At 45.3% G+C, this 16,988-nt stretch carries 14 protein-coding genes and 1 pseudogene; 6 read left to right on the top strand and 9 right to left on the bottom strand.

Annotated features, from left to right (window positions below):
- Positions 1-146: 146 nt before the first annotated feature.
- The 5 genes from C400_RS0110800 to C400_RS0110820 form a co-directional block, all read right to left on the bottom strand.
- Positions 147-1,253, bottom strand: coding sequence for a Gfo/Idh/MocA family protein (locus tag C400_RS0110800; protein WP_017426986.1), 1,107 nt, complete (start codon positions 1,251-1,253; stop codon positions 147-149).
- Between the two features lie 74 nt (positions 1,254-1,327).
- Positions 1,328-2,056 carry a ThuA domain-containing protein gene (locus tag C400_RS0110805; RefSeq protein ID WP_017426987.1) on the bottom strand — a complete coding sequence of 243 codons (729 nt, stop codon included), beginning with the start codon at positions 2,054-2,056 and terminating at the stop codon, positions 1,328-1,330.
- A 36-nt stretch (positions 2,057-2,092) separates the two neighbouring features.
- On the bottom strand, positions 2,093-3,265 hold the full coding sequence (locus C400_RS0110810; RefSeq protein ID WP_017426988.1) for a Gfo/Idh/MocA family protein: 1,173 nt from the start codon (positions 3,263-3,265) through the stop codon (positions 2,093-2,095).
- Between the two features lie 52 nt (positions 3,266-3,317).
- The gene (locus tag C400_RS0110815) at positions 3,318-4,379 is read right to left on the bottom strand and encodes a LacI family DNA-binding transcriptional regulator (protein WP_017426989.1); all 1,062 of its coding nucleotides are present in this window, start codon (positions 4,377-4,379) and stop codon (positions 3,318-3,320) included.
- 103 nt (positions 4,380-4,482) lie between these two features.
- A complete protein-coding gene (locus tag C400_RS0110820) occupies positions 4,483-5,340 on the bottom strand; it encodes a GRP family sugar transporter (protein WP_017426990.1) in 858 nt (285 codons plus the stop codon).
- Between the two features lie 535 nt (positions 5,341-5,875).
- On the opposite strand from C400_RS0110820, the pseudogene C400_RS0110825 reads away from it, so the two are divergent.
- Positions 5,876-8,109 (top strand): annotated as a pseudogene (locus C400_RS0110825) (alpha-galactosidase).
- 123 nt (positions 8,110-8,232) lie between these two features.
- Here C400_RS0110825 and C400_RS0110830 read toward each other — a convergent pair.
- A complete protein-coding gene (locus tag C400_RS0110830) occupies positions 8,233-9,219 on the bottom strand; it encodes an aldo/keto reductase (protein ID WP_026065425.1) in 987 nt (328 codons plus the stop codon).
- Between the two features lie 406 nt (positions 9,220-9,625).
- On the opposite strand from C400_RS0110830, the gene C400_RS0110840 reads away from it, so the two are divergent.
- Together C400_RS0110840 and C400_RS0110845 are read left to right on the top strand one after the other, a co-directional pair.
- Entirely contained in the window at positions 9,626-10,537 is a 912-nt protein-coding gene (locus C400_RS0110840; protein WP_017426994.1) for an AraC family transcriptional regulator, read from the top strand.
- A gap of 1 nt (position 10,538) precedes the next feature.
- Positions 10,539-10,916 carry a TetR-like C-terminal domain-containing protein gene (locus C400_RS0110845; RefSeq protein ID WP_017426995.1) on the top strand — a complete coding sequence of 126 codons (378 nt, stop codon included), beginning with the start codon at positions 10,539-10,541 and terminating at the stop codon, positions 10,914-10,916.
- Between the two features lie 105 nt (positions 10,917-11,021).
- On the opposite strand, the gene C400_RS0110850 is transcribed toward C400_RS0110845, so the two are convergent.
- The gene (locus tag C400_RS0110850) at positions 11,022-12,017 is read right to left on the bottom strand and encodes a Gfo/Idh/MocA family protein (protein ID WP_017426996.1); all 996 of its coding nucleotides are present in this window, start codon (positions 12,015-12,017) and stop codon (positions 11,022-11,024) included.
- Position 12,018: 1 nt separating this feature from the next.
- Entirely contained in the window at positions 12,019-13,038 is a 1,020-nt protein-coding gene (locus C400_RS0110855) for a Gfo/Idh/MocA family oxidoreductase (RefSeq protein ID WP_017426997.1), read from the bottom strand.
- A gap of 180 nt (positions 13,039-13,218) precedes the next feature.
- Between C400_RS0110855 and C400_RS0110860 the strand changes: the two genes are divergently transcribed.
- Positions 13,219-14,082, top strand: a complete 864-nt coding sequence (locus tag C400_RS0110860; protein ID WP_017426998.1) for a MurR/RpiR family transcriptional regulator — start codon at positions 13,219-13,221, stop codon at positions 14,080-14,082.
- 186 nt (positions 14,083-14,268) lie between these two features.
- Here the strand turns inward: C400_RS0110860 and C400_RS0110865 are convergent, their stop codons facing one another.
- Positions 14,269-15,396 carry an NAD(P)/FAD-dependent oxidoreductase gene (locus C400_RS0110865; protein WP_017426999.1) on the bottom strand — a complete coding sequence of 376 codons (1,128 nt, stop codon included), beginning with the start codon at positions 15,394-15,396 and terminating at the stop codon, positions 14,269-14,271.
- A 150-nt stretch (positions 15,397-15,546) separates the two neighbouring features.
- On the opposite strand from C400_RS0110865, the gene C400_RS0110870 reads away from it, so the two are divergent.
- Entirely contained in the window at positions 15,547-16,254 is a 708-nt protein-coding gene (locus C400_RS0110870) for a lantibiotic protection ABC transporter ATP-binding protein (protein WP_016820818.1), read from the top strand.
- 1 nt (position 16,255) lies between these two features.
- Entirely contained in the window at positions 16,256-16,987 is a 732-nt protein-coding gene (locus C400_RS0110875) for a lantibiotic immunity ABC transporter MutE/EpiE family permease subunit (RefSeq protein ID WP_016820817.1), read from the top strand.
- Position 16,988: the final 1 nt, after the last annotated feature.

Raw genomic sequence — 16,988 nt, forward strand, 5'->3', positions numbered from 1 at the left:
AGCCGCAGTCAAATCGGGGCTGGAGCCTTCTTTTTTAAGTAATAAATAGTCAAAGCAGAATGTGCAAATCCCAGACCGACTTTTGGGACAGCCCTCCAGTCTTATAATTCTTGTATGCTGCAGGTCAGCTTCAGACTGATACTCGTTTACATATCTAATGTATACAAGGGCAGGTTTTCCGGTAAAGCCGACGGGCGCTGACAGGTGCTCTGCATCGTATAAAAGGTCTCTTGATCGGAAGAGTCATGGAACGCCCACATCGCTTCCAGCACATGGTAGGCCAGTTCCCCGCTAGCGCGGTGAGGCCGTCCGCTACGGAGAGCATAGGCCATATCGGCAACACCGATACCCCGTGTATTCTCCTTGTATCCCGGCTGCAGCGGTGCCTCTGTCCATTCTTGCTCGCCTAACAGTCTATAGTGAACTGGTCCTCCGAACGTGTTCGGGTCAGGCACCTGTAGCGTGCCATGCGTTCCATATACCTCGATCGGTGGCAGAGTGCTTCCACCAAAGATGTCAAAGCTGGTAATCAGCGTGCCGACAGCCCCCTGCTTAAAGCGCAGCAATCCGGCTACATGGGTCGGAATATCGACTGGGATGGTCTGGCCTTTCTTTTTCTCGCTCGTAATTGTTCGCTGATCCATCGCCTTGCGGGTCATGCCCGAAATAGCAGTAATCGGTCCCAGCAGTTGTACCAGAGCCGTCAAGTAATAAGGGCCCATATCAAACATCGGGCCGCCGCCGACTGCATAATAAAATTCAGGATCGGGATGCCAATGTTCATGCCCACGGCTCATCATGAAAGCTGTAGCAGCTACTGGATTCCCAATGACACCGTCCTCAATCAGCTTCAATGATGTCTGTATACCGGAACCGAAGAAAGTTTCCGGTGCGCAGCCAACAAGTAGTCCTTTTTGACGAGCAAGATCCAAGACAGCCTGGCCCTGCTCACGGGTGACGGCAAGTGGCTTCTCCACATAGACATGCTTGCCAGCCGCAAGAGCTCTGAGACACACCTCGGCGTGAACGGCCGGAATGGTCAAATTAATGATAAGTTCGATCTGCGGGTCAGCTAAAATCTCATCTACTGTATATACGTTCGGAACGTTGAACGCTATCGCCTGCTCCTCTGCTCGACCTTGGTCCAGATCCGCTACTGCGAACAGCTCCAGAATGTCGAAATGATGGCAATTTTCCATGTAAATTCCGCTAATTTTACCACATCCGATAATGCCTACTTTCATTTTGTTCATGCTGGACTCCCTTCTCCTTGAGAAAAAATGGATAATGGCGTTCTTTTATTACATCGGATACCATCCTGTTCGCGCTACTGCTGCTGGTTGTCTGCCATACCCGTGTATGCCTCTGCCAGCAAGCTACCGTAGCTGGTCGCTGCCTGTTTGCCTGCCGCGGTCCACAGGAACCCGCTGCGCATCATCTCGGTCACTTGAGGTATATCTATGATATCTGCGTGATGACCTAGCGAATTGTAGAATACGCGTCCGCTTCCCCACCGCTTTGTCCATACAACAGGCATATCCACCGGCCCATTAGCCGAATGAGGTCCTGGTACGACCGGGAAGCGTGTGGTTGCCAGCACCTCAACTGCAGGGTCTACATGGAGGTAGTACTGCTCGCTTTTGACCTGAAAATCCTCAATATGGTCCAGCAGCGGGCTGGAGCCACGCTTTATGTTCACCATATACTCCACTCCATCATTACCGGGATGAGCAACCCATTGCCCGCCTGTCATGAACTGCCAGTCCACGTTGTTCCGAAAGGCATCACACATGCCACCGTGACAGCCTGCCAGACCTACACCGCTTTGAACCGCTGCTGAGACATTATTGACCAGTTCCTGCTCGATCTGGCCCATAGTCCACATGGGAATGATCAGGTCCAGGCCAAGCAGTTTCTCCGCATCCTGGTAGGCATCAAGGGTATTAGATACCTCCACCTCGAACTGTTCTTCCTTTAAAATGCGTTCAAAAATAGCCGCCACCTGCTCCGGCTCATGTCCGTTCCATCCACCCCATACAATCAGTGCCTTGCGCATCTATAATCCACTCACCTTTCGGAATGTGTAGTTATACTACATTTCTTCAATGGATACCCAGCGACGTTCCTTTATAGATCGTTCTACTGCTTCAAGCACAGCCTGACAAGCGACCCCGTCGTGGAAATTCGGCGAAGGTTGCCGTCCTTCGGAGATGGCACTCAACATCTCAAGCATCTCGTGGGTGAAGGTATGCTCAAATCCGATTGTATGTCCTGCAGGCCACCAGGCTTCGGAATACTTGTGTGCTGGATCGGTGGCGAGCACGCGGCGGAAGCCCTGAACGTCTTCCTCATCCTGTGTGAAATACACTTCCAGTTCATTCATCCGCTCAAAGTCAAACCGTACACTGCCTAGACTACCGTTGATTTCGAATGAATTTGTGCTCCGATGTCCGGCAGCAAAGCGTGTGGCCTCGAAGCTGCCCAGCGCACCTCCAGCAAAACGTGCTAGGAACAGCGTGGCATCATCGACCGTCACTTCTCCCATTGGTGCATTGGCCTCGGTACTCCTTTTGGAGCTCAATCCGCTCATCTCCATAGCCAGCGGACGCTGTTTGATGAACGTCTCGCTCATGCCGATAACTTCGTCGAACTCGCCGACCAGAAACCGAGCGAGATCAATCAGATGGGCGCCAAGGTCTCCATGAGAGCCAGAACCGGCCACTTCTTTTTGCAACCGCCATACCAGCGGGAAGGACGGGTCCATGATCCAGTCTTGAAGGAAAAACGCACGGAAATGATAAATTTTGCCTAGGCGACCGCTTTCGACGAGCTGCTTCGCCAGCTGGACAGCCGGAGAAAAGCGGTAGTTGAAGCCAATCATATGGTTGACTCCTGCTTTCTCTGCTGCCTGCAACATGTCACGGGAATCCGCCAGTGAAAGCGCAAGCGGCTTCTCACAAAACAGATGCTTGCCATGGAGGGCAGACTCGATAACAATTTCCTTATGAGCATTACTCGGGGCGTTAATGTCAATGAGATCAATATCGTTACGCTTCACTAGATCACGCCAATCCGTAACACTCTCGGTCCAGCCGAACTGGCGGGCAGCCGCCTGAACCCCCTGCTCGTTACGTCCACAGATGACGGACATCTCTGGCTGCAGCGGGGCATCTGGGAAGAACATAGGTAGACTACGGTAAGCGTTGCTGTGAGCCTTGCCCATAAATTTGTAGCCAACCATTCCAATACGAAGACGATTAGACATGTCGTGATCCTCCTTATAGATATGAGTTTCAACGAATTATTGATGAATGGTGTTATTGACGAATGGATGACGCCCTAATAATCAGCTCTGTGGACAGAAGTTCTCTTATTGAGTCGCACCCAGTCCCAGTCAGTTCCAGAGCCGGAATGTGGTCCTGAGAATCGGGTATAAGCTTCGAGGCTGCAAGCTCCCCCATCTCATAAAAAGGAACACGAACACTGCTTAGTGGCGGAACAGCCATCTCAGCCGCATCCGAATCGTCATAGCCCACAAATGCTGGGAACTGGTCAATTGCCAGTCCGCGCTCACGGAGACCCTGCATTACGCCGAGGGCCATCCGGTCGTTCGCCGCAAAGACGGCATCAATATCATCTAATTTGTCTGCGATGGTAGCCGACGCTTCGAGCCCGCTTCGACGACTGTAATTGCCTTGCAGAATCAACTCATGGTCATATTCAATACCAGCCTCCTGAAGCGCGATGAGATAACCCTTCAAGCGCTCCGTACTGTTGGAATAGATATCCGGACCGTTGAGAAAGGCTATCCGCTTGCACCCCTGCTCAATGAGATGACTAACGGCCGCTCGGCTTCCTTCTACATGGTCTGCATCCACTTCACAGAACGACTGTCCTTCAAAATGGTGATTCATGACACAAAACGGTCGCCCCTCTTGCTGAAGTCTCTTCAGAGCCTCCACCTCATTGTGGTCATCCCTTGCTCCAAGGATGATACAACTGTCGACCTTCTGCTGACGGAAAAGACTGCTGTAGTCCATCCGTTCCCCCGGTTTTCGGAATAATAGTAGTAGATCGAGCCCGCTGTCTCTAGCTTTATTGCCGATGCCGCTCAGCATCTCAGAGAAAAAATAAGCAGAGAACAGATGCGCCTTCGGGACATAAGGCATAACCACACCAAGATGGCCACTCTTGCTTCGGGCAAAGTTGCGGGCCAATGCACTGGGAACATATCCAAGTTGATTGGCAACGTCCAGGACCCTTTTCCGCGTATCTTCCTTAATAGGACCGGTCGCGTTCAATACTCGAGACACCGTCGCTTCAGACACGCCAGCGAGTTCTGCTACTTCCTTGCGCGAAACGATATTTCCCACCTCCAATCATTTTATGTACGCGCGTACATTTTCTCATGCTGCTATATCTCTGTCAATCCCGAAAAACGTGCCCTATGGATATATAAGCTTTTTTCTCCACAAATTCTCTCTAGGGCTTTAGCAGGCTGATCATTCCTACTCCTATCATCAGCACCGTAATTCCCACAAGTATAGCTATCCATTCCTGAGAACTTTTCTTTTCCTTAAATATTAAAATGCTACCGACACAAGCAATCGCAATGCTCGCTTGAGAGATCGGAAAACTAGCCGCCATGCCGATCAAACCGTTGGAAATAAATAGTGCTAGATTAGCAATGCTCCAAACCAATCCTGTAGACAAATTGCGAAGTACTGGAGAGAATCGCAGCCGCTGTTTGCCTTTCAGATTCATGACTATGGCCGAGCATAACATCCCGAGCGATTGCGGCAGAATGATGGACAACCCAGATATATTAAAGTACTGATTGATAACTACATAACTGCTTAACGCTAACCCGGAGCAAAACAGCATCATGATAATTCCTAATCGCAAAGGCTTAGACAGCCCAGCAGACTTGCCCTGATAGCTGGTCAATAGAACTCCCGCCAAAATACATAGAAGAGAACCAACACCCATCCCATATTGGTAACCTGTTATCCATTCACCCAAGATAAGTGCAGCAAATAACGTCGTCCCTAACAACTGTAGACCGCAAATGACAGGAATGGCGATCGATACGCTTACTTTTTGGAAAGATCGAAACTGGAGCAATTGTCCAGCGGCCCAGAAAATACCGGATATAAAACTTATCCCAAAAGGAATCGGTGCTAATGAGGCTGGCTGAATGATATACAAGCACAGAGCAAACAACACAGCACCAATAACAGTACCTGTCAGCTGTTCTCGGGGACTGGCTTTAGTCATATACGCCAATATCGGCATGACTCCCCAGCCGACAGCTGGAATAAAAGCAGTTATAAAATCCACGTGCCGTTCTCCTCCCGCAAAAAGTATTTTTCCTACAATCGCTAAAAATACCATGCAGGAAAAAACCAACAATTTTACGATAGCAAAAAAAACCGCTTTCAAATACTAATATTTTTATAGATTAATATGGCAAAAACAAAGAAATTTTTCCTCGAACCGCAGCATCTCAATTATTTTTGAAAAAATATCATAACCTCTCCACTGTCAATTACATGTAGTTTGGCCGCAAAAGTCATATATAATGGGGCCACAATCCTGATTAAGAAAAGTAGAGGCTCTGGCCTATTGCGCAATCTCCCCGTACTTTCAACAATATAGATCTATATTTGTTAATTTATCAGTATGGCATAAGTTAAGGATGGCAAATAACCAGAAAAAAGGTTGAACTTAACTATAAATTCCTTTTGGAATATTCTTTGTTTTTCCTATAATACGCTTAAAAAAAGTAATGTATTTTCTATCCCTGGCTTTGTTATGCTGAGTTCAATAATAACGCTTTCAACAGGTCTGTTATATTTTGAAAGGAGCTATGTACATGGCTAGTATACAAGTTAACCCAAAGGAACGTACATTTCACTTAACGAACAAATACTGCAGTTATCTTTTCCGTGTCATGGAGAACGGGCAATTGGAGCATTTATATTATGGCAAAAAAATGGAGTACCTAGTCAATATGACCGTTTTATTGAACGAAGCTACCGCTCTGTGTCTGTCGGTGAGTTTGATGGCGACTTGGTAACATCATTGGAAAGCATTAAGCAGGAATTTCCTTCTTCGGGAAGTGGAGACTTTAGAGAACCAGCAGTTGAGATCATACAGGAGGATGGTTCTCATATAATGGAGTTCATATTTGACCGTTACGAGGTCATCACGGGGAAACCTAAAATCCCCCATCTCCCTGCTACGTTTTGTAAGGAAGCAGATGAAGCAGAGACACTCCTGATCACGCTGACCGATTCCCTTACAGGGGCGGTTGCCGTACTTGCTTACACCATCTTCAGTGAACTGCCTGTAATCACGAGATCCGTATCCATAACGAACTCCGGAAATAGTACTCTGAGAGTCAACCGTCTAATGAGCATGAGCCTCGATCTTCCTGACTCCGAATATGAATTTGTTCATTTGTCGGGGGCATGGGGTAGGGAACGACATGTGGAGCGTACACCACTCAGACCAGGTGTTCAGTCCATTGGGAGCACACGAGGAATTAGTAGTCATATTCACAATCCATTCATGGCGCTTGCCAAACCGGGGTCTCAGGAACACCAAGGAGAAGTATATGCAGTTAATCTCGTCTACAGTGGAAACTTTCTTGCCCAGGCGGAAGTGGACAGCTACTCAACTACCCGACTGAGCCTCGGTATTCATCCTGACAAATTCTGCTGGACTCTGAAGCCTGGAGAATGTTTTTATTCGCCTGAAGCAGTTATGGTCTACTCACAGAACGGTTTGAACGGAATGAGCCAGGCGTTCCATCGCCTATACAATAAACACTTAATTCGTAGTAGCTGGGCCGAACGGGAACGACCTGTATTAATCAATAACTGGGAGGGAACCTACTTTGATTTTACCGAGAAGAAAATAGTGGATATGGCTAAAAAAGCAAGTGAACTAGGGATTGAGCTCTTTGTCTTGGATGACGGTTGGTTCGGTCAAAGAAACAATGATACTTCCTCACTCGGTGACTGGTTTGAAAATCGTGAAAAGCTACCGAACGGAATCTCGAATTTGGCAAAGAAGATCAATGAGCTCGGTATGAAATTCGGTCTTTGGTTCGAGCCGGAAATGGTTAACTCCGACTCTCATATTATGAGGGAACATCCAGACTGGGTTGTGGGAACACCCGGGCGTAAACGCAAGCATGGACGGCATCAGTATGTTCTTGATTATTCCCAACCGCCTGTTGTGAATTACCTGTTTAAGTTAATGGATGACGTGCTCTCTTCTGCTCACATCGAATATGTAAAATGGGATATGAATCGCTGCATTTCAGAAGCCTATTCATTATCACTTGGCAAGGAAAGACAGGGCGAGTTTTTCCATCGTTACGTCCTAGGCGTGTATGCTTTATATGAGAAGCTGATTACCAAATACCCTGAGATTTTGTTTGAGTCCTGTGCTTCCGGTGGAGGACGGTTTGATCCAGGGATGCTTTATTATGCTCCGCAAACATGGACGAGCGACGATAGCGAAGCTATTGAACGTCTTAAGATTCAGTATGGCACTTCCATGGCTTATCCGCTTAGTAGCATGGGTGCTCATGTGTCAACCATTCCGAACCACCAGGTAGGCAGAACTGCACCACTACAAACCAGATCAAATGTCGCCTACTTCGGTGTATTCGGTTATGAACTTGATCCATTAGCTTTGACCGAGGAAGAGTGCAATATAATCAAAAAGCAAATACAATTGTATAAACGTCACCAACGATTAGTTACCCAGGGAACGTTTTATCGTCTGCTAAGTCCTTTTGAAAAAAATGAGACAGCTTGGATGACTATTGATGCAGAACGTGAGCATGCTCTCGTCGGCTGGTACCAGGTGCTCTCGCGCCCCAATGCAGCTTATTCACGGCTAAAGCTCATCGGACTGGACGAAAAGGCAGTATATTTCGTGGAAGAACTGGACCGACGTTTTACTGGCAGCGAGTTAATGAACATCGGACTTATACTCACCCCACCTTATCAGGCTGACCAGGATTTTAATATTGCGGAGAAATGTGATTTTTCATCTCAATTATTCACTTTAACTAAAGAGACTTCCTCTTAAACATATCGTACCGGGTGAAATCATTTTTGTGTAAATCTGATGATTTTACCCGGTACAACTCTCTGAAAATAAGGGTTTCCTTCAATCCATTCTGCATAGCTACGAAAGACTTGAAGAATTAAATCACAGACCCGTTCTTCTCTCCAACTCCTCTGTATATCTCGCGCCCATCAATGTGATTTGTGAGGCTGCGTTGCTAATGTTCCGCACATCTTCAGACGTAAGCTGAAGGGTCACGGCACCTAGATCTTCTTTCAAACGACTCAATTTCCGCGTGCCCGGAATCGGAACGATCCACGGCTTTTGGGCAAGCAGCCAGGCGAGTGCAACTTGGGCTGGTGTTGCCTTTAACTGCTCAGCCATCTCTTTAAGCAGGTCCACCAGCACCTGATTGGTCTCTAGCGCTTCTGAAGTAAAACGCGGAAGAATATTGCGCAAATCACCATGACTGAATGTCGTGTCTGCGTTAAAACTCCCCGTTAGGTAACCCTTGCCCAAAGGACTGAACGGAACGAAGCCAATGCCGAGCTCTTCAAGCGCAGGAAGGAGTTCCTCTTCTGGACGTCTCCACCACAGAGAATATTCACTCTGAATTGCAGTGAGCGACTGAACGGCGTGTGCTCGACGGATCGTCTGCACTCCTGCTTCAGATAATCCCCAGTGCTTCACCTTTCCTTCTCGGATCAGATCTTGCACGGCTCCCGCTACCTCTTCAATTGGCACATCTGGATCGACCCGGTGCTGATAATACAGATCGATGGCTTCAATTTTGAGACGTTTAAGCGATGCTTCGGCAACTTTCTTGATATGCTCAGGGCGACTGTTCATACCGAACTGCTTGCCATCCTGAATATGGAAGCCGAATTTCGTGGCAATCACGACTTGGTCGCGAACAGGAAGAAGCGCTTCGCCTAAAAGTTCCTCATTCGTATAAGGTCCGTATATTTCGGCGGTATCAAAGAAAGTTACGCCGCGCTCGACTGCTTCCCGAATGACTGAGATCATTTTCTTTGGATCAGAAGCTGGGCGATAACCGTAGCTCATTCCCATGCATCCAAGCCCCATCGCAGAAACTTCCAGACCGCTATTTCCCAATTTACGCTTTTGCATCATAATTCATCCTTCCTTAAGACGTTAATTATCTTTCTTTAGTTAATTGGCTTACGATTCTGTCAAGAGAACTATTATATAATTGTTTGAAACCTTCATGCTCTTCAAACTCTATTAATGTGATAAGCCTTTGAACCAATAAGTTCCTAAACCAACGATTCAAATGATTCATCTTCTCCCTCTGTTGAAAATTGTTCTTGTTAAATGCCGTTATCTTGAACCCACTTCCTATTCCGTTATCCACCTCCTTGCTTGATTCTGTGAGTTTAGTTTTATTATGCCAAACAGAAGAAGCAAAGCGGTATCTCATTTGTCTTAATTGATTGCCTGATCCTATCACCACTACTTTTGTTACAGGCAGTTGCGTTTTAAAATGGAGCCAGACAAACTCGCAAGGAGGATTTGAATGTCGGAGAACATTCTTGAACAACAAAAAGAGCTCACCAGTTTGATCGAGCGTCATTCACTTCAAAATAGGCCGAGGGCAACAGCAATTCCTTCCCTTTTTTTCTATCAGCATTCCAGCAAAACCGAGCCTGTTTACCGGGTTTACAAACCTTCCTTTTGTTTTGTTGTTCAAGGTTTGAAAGAAATTTTGCTGGCACAGGAAAATTTCAAATATGGACCTTCCGATTATCTGATCGCGTCTATGAATCTGCCAGTGATCGGTCAAATTATAAAAGCTTCTCCAGGATCTCCTTACCTAAGTCTCAAGCTCGAATTTACCCATAATCAGATCCTTGAGGTACTGAACGATTCTAAAATCCAGGTCAAATTAAAAGAAAACGCCAAACGTGCCTTATTCGTCGGCCGAATGGAACCGTCTATTCAGGATGCTGTGCTTAGACTTGCCCGCCTGCTGGATACTCCAGAAGAAATCCCGTTTCTCGCCCCACTCTACACAAAAGAGATTCTGTACAGACTCCTTCAGGGCCCCTATGGAGCCGAATTGGCTCAGATTGCGGTCGAAGGAAGCAGCACCTATCGAATCCGGGAAGCTATCGACTATATTGTTCAACATTGGGATCAGTCTTTTCGGATCGAAGATCTTGCAGAGACCGCCAGTATGAGCATTTCCTCATTCCATCGGCATTTTAAAGAAGTAACCTCCATGAGCCCGATCCAGTTTCAGAAACAGCTGAGACTTCAGGAAGCCCGTCGCATCTTATTAGCTGAATCGGCGGACGCTGCGGACGTTGCTTACAGGATCGGTTACGAGAGTTCTTCCCAATTTAACCGTGAATACTCTCGCATGTTCGGTGCTCCCCCAAGAGCGGACATCAAGCGATTGAGGGAAAAATACGACCAGGTCCTATGATTTGCTGGATAAGCTGATCGCCACACATATTGATGAACTCCGAAGATTGTGCAATGAATCGGCCCATTTGAGCTTTACAGAAGCCGAAATGATCTGGTTTGAATATTTTGAGGCTAACTATTTATTTTTCTCCACAATGCTGGTGAGTAAGGGCGCTCCTTACTTCCGCACTCAATTCCTTGAATTTATGATGGATGAACTTCGGGAAGAGGTCGACATGAATGAAGAGAGGAATCGAGGATTAAACAAAGAAGTAGTTGTCCGTTATGCAGCATCCGCTGTAGTGGGGATCATGGAGTGGTGGTTTATGAACGAAAAACCTCTCCCACCGGTCGAGATGGCCGAGCAAATTGGCATGCTTTTAGACCGAAAATTGTGAATCTGGGCGAAAAAAGAGTAGCAGACGTATCTATCTGCTACTCTCACATCCATGAGTCAGAAGCAGCTCAAGCGAGTTGCTTCTTCAATTTTAAGTACAAGTATTTTAAAGATTATGTTTATCAGGACCAAACACAAGATTCGCCGACTGTTTGGCCTCCTCAATGACATTCATAACCTTTTCGCTATGTTCAAGCATATCCGAGACCTTTTCCAAATCGTTGTCACGGATGATACGGTCGAATTCAACGAATTCGTCATACATACGATGTGAATGATCCTTCAGATCCACACGGATGGGCATTTCCTTATTAGGAGTGTATTCAAAATAATCGCATATATTAGCTGAACTCGCCATGTGTATATAGCCTTTATTGCCTTGAATGTTCACTGCATTGGGTGCCGTACTGTCTTTTGAACCTATGCAAACACACTTAAAATCGCCGTAATCAAGTAGCAGTATGCCTGAAGTATCAATTCCACGTTCCATGTTCGCCAAATATTCTACCTTCTTAGCGCTCCCGAAAAGGCCAACAACAAAATGAATATTGTATAAATTGATATCCATCAAGGCTCCGCCAGACATTTCTGGATTAAACGCAGGCTGGATTACTCCCGATTTAAAAGCCTCATACCGAGATGAATATTGAGAATAGTTGCATTCAACTATTTTAATCTCACCAAGCTTAGGCAGATACTCCTTCATGGAAAAATAATTTTTCAAATATTGATTCGTAATGGCTTCCACCAATACCAGTTTTCTTTGCTGAGCAATTTCTTTTAGCTCTAGAAATTCATGCAAATTGGATGTGAACGGCTTCTCACATATGACATGTTTACCACTCAGTAATGCTTCTTTGGCATATGAATAATGAAGATGATTAGGCAACCCAATATAGACAGTATCAACGTCATTATTCATCAGCATTTTGCTGTAATCCGAATAAATCTGAGAGATTCCATATCTACGTTGCCAATCTAGTAATTTCTCCTCATGGCTAGGTCTAGAACAAATGGCCTTTAATAAGATAGTCGGGATTTCCTGAATAAAGCTCAATAGATCCCCTACAATCATTCCTGCTCCGACAATTCCCAATTTCATTCTAGTTACACTCCTCTATACCCTTCTCAAGTATTTCCATTGAAGTTATTGTTTCTTCATCTGTAATCGCTTTTTCTTTGCCGTGTATGATCGAATGATAGAGATCGTCATATACTCGGGCATAATCTCCTTTTTCAGAAACGATTTTTTCTTCATGATACTGACCATCATCATCAAGATACGTTAAAATACCATAATGCTCAGGCTGGTCGATGCCGAAATCGGCGTGTCCCTTAGGCAGATAGTATAATTTAAGATGCTCCTCTTGACGATCCTTTGTCTGCTTTATGAAAACACCTTTTTTGCCGTATACTACAAAACTCGGCCGCTCTTTTAGACGAAAAAAGCTTGATTTGATGGATACCTTGAGTGAAGAATAATAAAAATCCAGATCAAAATAATCATTCATTCTTCCAGAACCGAGCAATTGGCGCACATCGTAATGGATCGTGTCAGGCTTCCCAAAATAGGAAAGAACCTGGTCAATGGTATGAGCGCCATGTCCATAAAGGTAACTGTTATATTTGGAAAAATGAGAGGTGGAGTTGGGGGTTTCAGGGCGATAATAATCGAAATGCATTTCCACCTCCAGCAAATCACCGAGTTTTCCTGATTCAATAACCTTCTTTGTAGTGAGGAAATCCGAATCGTAACGTCTATTCTGATAGCACTGTATAATCAGATTTTTCTCCTTGGCATATTGGAAGATGGACACAGCTTCTTCTTTCGTTAACATAAAGGGTTTCTCGACAAGTACATTCTTTCCGTGGTCGAGTGCCATTTTCGCATAAGTGTAGTGAGATTCTACAGGTGTACAGACAACAATCAACTGAATTTCCTTATCGTTCATTAGAGAATCAAGATGATCCGTATACTGAACGCCTGGGGTTTTCTCCCACTCCCCTTTATCTGGATTACGCGCGTAGATCGTCTTTACGTTCAAATGATCTCTGGTCAATGAAAAAGGAAGATGATACCGATTGGTACTTTTGCCATTCCCAATATAACCGATAGTAAGCATATTAATTCCCCCTAGGCTCTTTTTCATTTATTATAGTAGAAGAACGTCGATCGTAAAGAATTTGCCATCAAAATGGTACATTTAACCGAATATTTGTAAGCATGGATGCTTGTTTTTAAACAAAATGTTTATTTGGTATCTTTTGTAAAACGTTAGTTCAATTGAACCGGGGGGAACCTGTTGAAAATACTGATGCAATTATCTGAAATGCAAAACTTTACACCAAACGAAAAAAGCATTGCTTCCTATATTTTGGTCCACAAGGAAGCGATTCTGCACTTAAATATTCAGGAGCTTGCCAAAGCTACGTATACTTCGCATTCCGCCATTAATCGATTAATTCACAAACTTGGGCTATCCGGCTTCAAGGAGTTTATCATAAAACTCGCTCGGGAATTTCAGCAAGATACCCAGAATATATCCAATGTGGACCCTAACTATCCATTCGGGATTGATGAAACCCCACTTCAAGTGGCGAAAGAAATTGCAGAATTAATGAAGGAAACGATTGAAAAAAACTTTACATTCATGGATGATAACTTGCTGTCACAAACGGCTCAGTTGCTGGATCAAGCAAATAGGATCTTTATATATGCGTTAGGCGATTCACAAATCCGAGCGAAAAGTTTTCAGAATAAATTAGTAAAAATCAACAAGTATGTGGTTATAGCCACAGAGCTGTCTGAATGGGCTTATCATACGGCTAATCTAACTACAGAGGATTGCGCTATTTTCTTAACTTACCACGGTAAGTCACCGATTTTTTTAAAAGCGGCACGACATTTTACGCGTGAGAATATCCCTTTTATCACTATTACAGCTACCAATCAAAGTGAGTTGGCCAAACGAAGTAGTATATGTATCCAGGTGCCTAATGACGAAGTAAAGCATGCTAAGATTGGTACATTTTCGTCGCAAATTGCCTTTGACTATGTATTAAACGTGATTTACTCCTGTATCTATAAAATCGACTACTTGAAAAATATGCAAACCCTAACACAATCGTTGGAGAATTCGCATCTCAATGACATGATGAATGAATGACGTATAGAGAGATTTGCTTCTCTCTAACTGCAAAATAAAAGGTAACTTATAAGTATATATAGTTGTCCTTCGGCAAATAAGGTCTAGTTAGTATTATGCTAACTAGACCTTTGTTTTTTATTGCTTGCTAAGAATCTGCCATACTGGCGGCTTCTTATGCTTTTCAACTATAGTCCACATTCAAGGTCAATTTTCATCAATAGCGTTTCGAATATCGTAATCATCGATGTTGATATCCAAATCCATTCCCAGTGCTAACTTTGCCAGTTGGCTTCCAATAAAGGGACCCATGGTCAGCCCGGATGCTCCAAGCCCATTGGCAGCTATAAGGCCGTTCCAGCCAGGGACAGCTCCAAGCACCGGTAGAAAACCGGGGGTAAACGGACGAAAACCGACTCTTACCTCCTGAAAAGTGCTGTTTACTAAATCAGGTGCTAATTCTAAACCTTTATTTAGGATTTCCTGCATCCCGCCTGCTGTTACTCTTGTATCGTAGCCTTCGATTTCATTCTCGTGAGTTGCCCCAATTACGATCTTCTGTTGATCAAACGCCAACAAGTATTGATCAGTAGGCGGCATGATTACAGGCCAGGTGCCGGTATCTTGTTTGACAGGAACCTGCAAATGCATAATCTGTGCCTTTTGAAAACTAACCTTAAAGCGAATGCCCAACGGCAGCATCAGTTGATTGGCCCATGCACCTGCACAAACAATGACTTCGTCAGATGAGAAGCTGCTTGCGCCGACCGTTACTCCGGTTACATGGTCGGAATCATACTGAAGCGCAGCATCCCCATGGATAAGGGTTGCCCCATTTCTTTGGGCTGATCGGATCAACGCATCACGCAGCGCTCGACCATCTATACGAGCGGCACCGCTAATATGAACAGAATGATAGTGATCTACTAACAAGGGAAAACGTTCATGGGTTTCCTTTTGATTTAGTTGCGTAATTTCGCCGATTTCTGGTGCATCTGTATGTCGTAAGCGTGCCCGTTCCTGCATTTTTTTAATTTTCTCCGAATCATCATGAATACTGAGAGCCCCGACTTGAGCATAGCCAGTTTCTGTTTCTCCCTCGCTTTTGAGTTCTTCAATCAACCCGGGGTAAAAACGTGCGCCTGCTTTGGCTAGCTGGTACCAAGCCTGATTGCGTCGCTGTGATAGCCAGGGACAGATAATGCCAGCAGCTGCATCTGTCGCCTGTCCTTTATCTTTGCGGTCTACAAGAATGACATCAGCGCCCATTTTTGCTAACTGGTATGCTGTCGATGCCCCCAGAATTCCTGCTCCGATTACGATAACCTTCTTCATGAATACATCCCTTTCCTAAATCACTGTATCCATTATAGCGAATACTGCATGAATGCATAAAGTTTGAAACATTAATATTTCAATCCTTATAAAGTTCTTAGAATTGATCTGTAAAGTAATTGTCAGAACGAATGAAAAGGATGAACTGATATGGATAACATTATTTTACAGACTAAAAATCTCTGCAAAACCTTCAGACGACAACAGGCGGTGAACAACGTCACATTGTCTATTCAGGAGAATTCCGTGTATGGTCTGCTCGGCCCGAATGGGGCAGGAAAATCAACTACTTTAAAAATGTTAACCGGTATGCTACGCCCCACGGCCGGTGAGATTTTATTTCAAGGAAAACCCTGGTCCCGAAAAGATCTGGCTCAGATCGGTGCACTGATCGAAGCTCCTCCCCTCTATGAGAATTTGACAGCTAGAGAGAACCTGAAGGTTCGCACAACGTTGCTTGAACTACCTGACTCGCGGATTGATGAAGTGCTGAACATTGTTGATTTGACCCATACCGGGAAAAAGCGCTCGGGCCAGTTCTCGATGGGCATGAAACAGCGGCTAGGCATTGCGATTGCTCTCCTCAATCATCCCAAGCTATTGATCTTAGATGAACCAACCAACGGACTAGACCCCATTGGTATTCAGGAGCAACGCGAGTTGATTCGCTCCTTCCCGAAGCAAGGAATTACCGTAATTCTTTCCAGTCATATCCTATCCGAAGTCGAACAAATCGTTGACCATGTTGGGATCATTGCTGGCGGCGTATTAGCTTATCAAGAGGCGGTCACTCCAGGACAAAACCTGGAATCGTTGTTCATGCAGATTGCACAGGAATACCGAAAGGGAGGTGAGTAGCATGCAGCAAAACATAGCAGCCGAACATTTAAAATTAAAGCGCACCTTCACGAAAAAGCTAGTCTGGCTGGCTCCCATCGTTACTCTTCTTCTATGTACCGGGCTCATGGGAGGACATATGTTCCAAAGCGCCAGCTACAACTGGTGGTATATCATGCTGCTGCCAGGTGCTCTCACCTTAATGTGCTCAGGAGTCATCCAAAAGGATGGCAAGAAGCTGAAATACCGTGCTATCCTCGGCATGTCTGTGGATTTGGCCCAGGTATGGTACGGGAAAATCGGGGTTTGCGTAAGGCTCTTAATGGTTTCATCTATTATCCTATTTGTAGGGATAACTCTTGGCGGATTCGTATTCTCATCTTCCGTGACACTAGCAGGAAGCGTCGCTGCAACTCTGATACTTTTTGTTACCTTTTTGTGGCAAATTCCACTTTGCCTGTTCCTAACGGACCGAATAGGCATGTTTTCCACCCTAATCATCAACATGCTGGGCAATGTAGCCTGCACCATCTTGTTCGCAACGTCTTCTATATGGTGGGCGGTACCTTATGCTATTCCAGCTCGATTGATGTGCGCCGTCATTCAAGTGCTGCCTAATGGGCTTGCTATTCTTTCAGAAGATCCACTTTTGGATAGAGGCGTAATTGTGCCCGGCCTAGTGATCACCGTTGGTCTATTCATGATTCTGTCCGTCCTGACGGCCATGTCTTTCCGCAAGCGGGAGGCTAAGTAAG

Origin of the sequence: Paenibacillus sp. ICGEB2008 (assembly GCF_000307675.1) — a bacterium.
GTDB lineage: Bacteria > Bacillota > Bacilli > Paenibacillales > Paenibacillaceae > Paenibacillus > Paenibacillus polymyxa.

What these genes read in the sequence shown, in the direction of transcription:
- C400_RS0110800 (WP_017426986.1), bottom strand. Translation starts at nt 1,253, where the DNA reads ATGAACAAAATGAAAGTAGGCATTATCGGATGTGGTAAAATTAGCGGA.
- C400_RS0110805 (WP_017426987.1), bottom strand. Translation starts at nt 2,056, where the DNA reads ATGCGCAAGGCACTGATTGTATGGGGTGGATGGAACGGACATGAGCCG.
- C400_RS0110810 (WP_017426988.1), bottom strand. Translation starts at nt 3,265, where the DNA reads ATGTCTAATCGTCTTCGTATTGGAATGGTTGGCTACAAATTTATGGGC.
- C400_RS0110830 (WP_026065425.1), bottom strand. Translation starts at nt 9,219, where the DNA reads ATGCAAAAGCGTAAATTGGGAAATAGCGGTCTGGAAGTTTCTGCGATG.
- C400_RS0110840 (WP_017426994.1), top strand. Translation starts at nt 9,626, where the DNA reads ATGTCGGAGAACATTCTTGAACAACAAAAAGAGCTCACCAGTTTGATC.
- C400_RS0110850 (WP_017426996.1), bottom strand. Translation starts at nt 12,017, where the DNA reads ATGAAATTGGGAATTGTCGGAGCAGGAATGATTGTAGGGGATCTATTG.
- C400_RS0110855 (WP_017426997.1), bottom strand. Translation starts at nt 13,038, where the DNA reads ATGCTTACTATCGGTTATATTGGGAATGGCAAAAGTACCAATCGGTAT.
- C400_RS0110865 (WP_017426999.1), bottom strand. Translation starts at nt 15,396, where the DNA reads ATGAAGAAGGTTATCGTAATCGGAGCAGGAATTCTGGGGGCATCGACA.
- C400_RS0110870 (WP_016820818.1), top strand. Translation starts at nt 15,547, where the DNA reads ATGGATAACATTATTTTACAGACTAAAAATCTCTGCAAAACCTTCAGA.
- C400_RS0110875 (WP_016820817.1), top strand. Translation starts at nt 16,256, where the DNA reads ATGCAGCAAAACATAGCAGCCGAACATTTAAAATTAAAGCGCACCTTC.